At 45.8% G+C, this 4,092-nt stretch carries 3 protein-coding genes and 1 pseudogene; all 4 read right to left on the reverse strand.

The window, feature by feature from the left end:
- Positions 1 to 208 (reverse strand): annotated as a pseudogene (locus tag K5R16_RS21810) (molecular chaperone TorD); the annotation flags it as partial.
- A complete protein-coding gene (locus K5R16_RS21815; protein WP_076412353.1) occupies positions 208 to 753 on the reverse strand; it encodes a 4Fe-4S dicluster domain-containing protein in 546 nt (181 codons plus the stop codon). The pseudogene K5R16_RS21810 and the gene K5R16_RS21815, both read right to left, overlap by 1 nt.
- A gap of 10 nt (positions 754 to 763) precedes the next feature.
- Positions 764 to 2,977, reverse strand: a complete 2,214-nt coding sequence (locus K5R16_RS21820) for a molybdopterin-dependent oxidoreductase (RefSeq protein WP_220740492.1) — start codon at positions 2,975 to 2,977, stop codon at positions 764 to 766.
- 203 nt (positions 2,978 to 3,180) lie between these two features.
- A partial coding sequence (locus K5R16_RS21825) for a LysR family transcriptional regulator (protein ID WP_220740494.1) occupies positions 3,181 to 4,092 on the reverse strand: 912 nt, incomplete at its 5' end.

Raw genomic sequence — 4,092 nt, forward strand, 5'->3', positions numbered from 1 at the left:
ATGGCCCAATACACATGCGATTGAAGTCAAACTCCAGTTCAGATGCATCGTCGATAAAGCGCTTTGCTTCGTTTAACAAAGGGCTTTGTGGGTTACTCGCTTCGAGATACGCGATTAATCCGTTTAACGCCTCTGCCTTAGATGGAAAGAAAATCATCGACTTAAAGGCAAAGTAAGCCGTTGCCGTTGGGCCATATTGGCTAGTCATTATGCGCGTTCCTTAATAATCACCATGTTAGGTTTCGTGATGCAATCGCCGTAGCCGATACCTTCTTTACTTGCAGAAGGTCGCTTTAACACCTCATCGATATTGCCTGTTTCAATACATTGAACAGGGCAACCGGTGACGCAGGCTGGCTTCATTCCGCGGTCAAGAAGTTCAACACACATGTTGCACTTGTCGGCCTTGCCATCGTCTTCGCGAATACTGACTGCTGAATAAGGACAGGCGCTGGCGCATAAGCCACAGCCAGTACATTTTTCACGGTCTAGTACCACAATTCCGTCGTCTCTAACGTGGTAAGCTTTTGCCGGACAGACCATCAAACAGGCTGGGTTTTCACAGTGCATGCAAGAGTGGGATAGCCACACATCAACCGCACCATCTTCGCGCTGTACTTCATAGCGATCGACCTTGCGGAAGCGATGGTTTTCAGGAAGCTCATTGTGAATTTGACAGGCCACAGTACAGGCACCACAACCGACACAGTTTTCTTGTCTGAAGACAAAGCCCACTTTTTGATTAATAGACATCTTTTACTCCTTAGGCTTTTTCTATCGCGACATTAGTCGAGTGGTAGGCTGAACAGCCACCCATATCGGTTAACTTGTCGGTGGTGAGGTTGTTGGTACAACTGGCTTTACCTTGCGGATCCATACGGCGCCAGTTGTTCTTTGGTGCCATTACGGTGCCGCGACCCACTTGACCTGAAACCTGTGCGACAAAGAATGCCTCGCCTCGGTGGTTGCTGAGTCTGACTCTGTCGTTGTTGCTAATACCGAGTTCTTTAGCATCTTCGGTGTTAATTTTGGCGAAGTATGCTGGGAAGTTACGAATGTACTTCACGTTGTAGAATGAACTGTTGGCACGCTGAGGGATCGCTGGAGATAACATGCGGAATGGCAAGTTCTTCTCTTCTGGGATCATCTCATCTTCTGGCAAACCAAAGTCGATGACTGGGTGGTAGCCCGCGTCTTTCATCATCTCTGAGTAAAACTCAATCTTGCCACTTGGCGTCTTGTACTTGCCGTCGCCAAAGTAAGGACGCTGATCATAGACAGTGACAAACTTCTCTTTAATGATCTGCTCATAAGTGATGTTGTTGTGTCTAAATGCTGGCTCTTCGGTGTCTAAGAAATCACGCAGGATCTGTTCATAATCAACACGCATCTCTGGGTGATGATCGAGTCCCATGTGAGCTGCAAGCTCCTTAAAGAAGATCCAGTTGTCTTTAGATTCACCTAAAGGCTCAATCACTTTTTCAGAAGTTTGCATGTGGTAACAGTTGTAGTCGGTGCCCATATCTGGGAACTCAAACTGGGTAGTTGATGGCACAATAATGTCAGCAAGTTCTGCGGTATCTGTCATTAAGAAGTCATGCACGACTAAGAACAGATCATCACGCATAGCGCCTAAACGACACGCATTCGAGTCAGGTGCGACTGATACAAAGTTACCGTTGTAGTTGATTACAGCCTTAATTGGCTTGATAGGTTTACCGTAAGCGGTTGGGTTTGTAGGATGAATCGCTTTAGCGATCTCCGTCATGTTCACATGACCCACGGTGTCGCCATTTGGATGGATATGATCCGCACGGCCTTTAGAGTAGTTTAAGCTGTCATCAGCTTGGGTGTTATCGTAAACGAAGCCATTACCAATTTTACCGTATTGACCTGCAACTGCATGCATCATCGCAATAGCGCGAGACATACGTGCACCGTTGTAGTTACGCTGCATACCATAACCGAGGCGAATAACAGAGAGCTCAGATTCGCCGTAAACTTTGGCAAATTTAAACATCTTCTCTCTTGGCACACCTGTAACCTTTTCTATTTCGTCATAGCTCATTTCGTCTATGCGTTTAAGCAGGTCTTGGTAACCAATAGTATTAGCTTCGATAAACTGAGTATCGGCTAAGTTATTTTCAATTAGGTACTTCATGATCCCAGTCGCAAGATGGGTATCGGTACTTGGTTTTGGCTGTAACCAGATATCAGCTTGTGATGCGATAGGTGTTCGCATTGGGTTGACAACTAATAGCTTGGCACCTTTGTCGCGTGCTTGGTTAATGAACTTGATGCCATGTACGTTAGTGGCAGTTTCGTTCTGTCCCCAAGAGATATAACAGTTGGTGTAAATATTGTCGTAGGGATCTGGGCCTTGGTAAGTACCCGTAACAGACTTCAATCCTTCATAAGCGGCGAAAACACACACTTTACGATCTAGCTTGCGAGAACCAACTGCGTTAAAGAAACGGCTTGGTCCGCCGTATTTACCGATAACGCCTTCATGGCCTGAATAGCTGTATGGCAAAATGGAGTCAGCGCCATGCTCTTTGATGATTTGTTGTAAGCGGCTAGAGATTTTTTCGTAAGCTTCATCCCAGCTGATGCGGCGCCATTTACCTTCGCCTTTTGCTCCCGCTCGTTCCATTGGGTGCAAAATGCGGTCGGCAGCATAAGTATACTGGACGTAGGCGTGGCCTTTAACGCACGGAGATGTTCCCATTTTCTTCATCTCTGATGCGCCTTCGACATAGGTCATTCGGCCATTTTGAACGGTAAACTTCAGCAGACAACGGTCAGCACAGTTACGCTGACAAGTGTGATAAACGATTTTACCCTCACGCTTAAGCATCTTGTCTGGTGCGCCTCCGCGTTCTGTTGCAGTGGCAATACCTGGCACTAAGCCAGACAAAGAACCTACAACAGAACTGGCTCCAACTCCCTGCAGGAAGGTGCGTCTGTTAATTTTCATATGTTTTCCCCATCTTGATAGTGTTAATTCACTACTTATTCTTTTCGCATTGACGACATTGATATTGCTTTGTAAGTGACTTAGCTTCAGGCGTAGCAAATCACTTACTCGGTCACACGCTGTTTTGGTTCTGGTTTAGCTCCTTTAAATGCAAAATTAGGTCTCTCATCGACCCGCTTTTGACTTCTCCTATTGATATAACGCTAGGCTTCACTGGCGATGCGCCATTCTCTTTCTAGCCCGCAAATTAATTTGGATTTGACCCAACTGAATGCGGCCGAGTGATTGGTGTCTCCGAACAGGACATAGTTACCAATTTCACGGTTTTCACGACGACGAACTCGGCATTTCTGTGCCAAGTCTTCAGGTAATTTTATGTAATCGATATCTGGCAACATGTTGACGAATTGGCGTGTAAATTGGTTACAGCTCAGAGTGATCGCGTCTGTTTCGCTGAGTAAGCGCATTGCTGATGCTAGGCTGTCGGTATAACCCTCCACTTCCATGCATAGATCTTGTTCACGACATAAGTTGACCAGCAGTGGGCAAGCGAGATCGTCGTAGTTATCGATCTCTAAGCAGGCGTAGCGCGAAAGATTTTCAAGCGTAATAGCTTGACGGAAAATAGGATGATCACGCTGGGCCAAGATATAGAGGCTGTCGGTTTCAGAGAACATTTCATAATTAAGGTTCTTAGCGTTAAACCCTTCATATACGACCACAAAGTCCATATCGCCATTGGCAAGCTCAGTGGAGCAATCATGAGTCAGTACCCGAACATCAAACCTAAGATTGGGTGCTTCTTTTAGAATGTCATCGCGAACAACTTTCTGTACCGCATAAACAAATTCATCATAGGCGTGGATGACAAACTGCCCTCCTGATTCCGCAGGGGTAAATACAGAATGCTGCATCTCAATTTTTTGATACTGTTCTACTAGGCTTTTTGCCATAGGAATAAGTTGGTGGGTTTTCTCGGTAGCGACAAAACCAGAGCAGCGTCGGATAAAAAGAGAATCTTTAAATATGTCTCTTAATATTTTGAGTGTTCGACTGACGCCCGAAGCGGTCATACCTAACTCATTTGCAGCTTGGTGACTTTGACCATGTTCATA

This window comes from Shewanella sp. c952 (assembly GCF_019654975.1).
Taxonomy (GTDB): Bacteria; Pseudomonadota; Gammaproteobacteria; order Enterobacterales; family Shewanellaceae; genus Shewanella.

Excerpts from the sequence above, each read along its gene's own strand:
- K5R16_RS21815 (WP_076412353.1), bottom strand. The coding sequence starts at position 753 with ATGTCTATTAATCAAAAAGTGGGCTTTGTCTTCAGACAAGAAAACTGT.
- K5R16_RS21820 (WP_220740492.1), bottom strand. The coding sequence starts at position 2,977 with ATGAAAATTAACAGACGCACCTTCCTGCAGGGAGTTGGAGCCAGTTCT.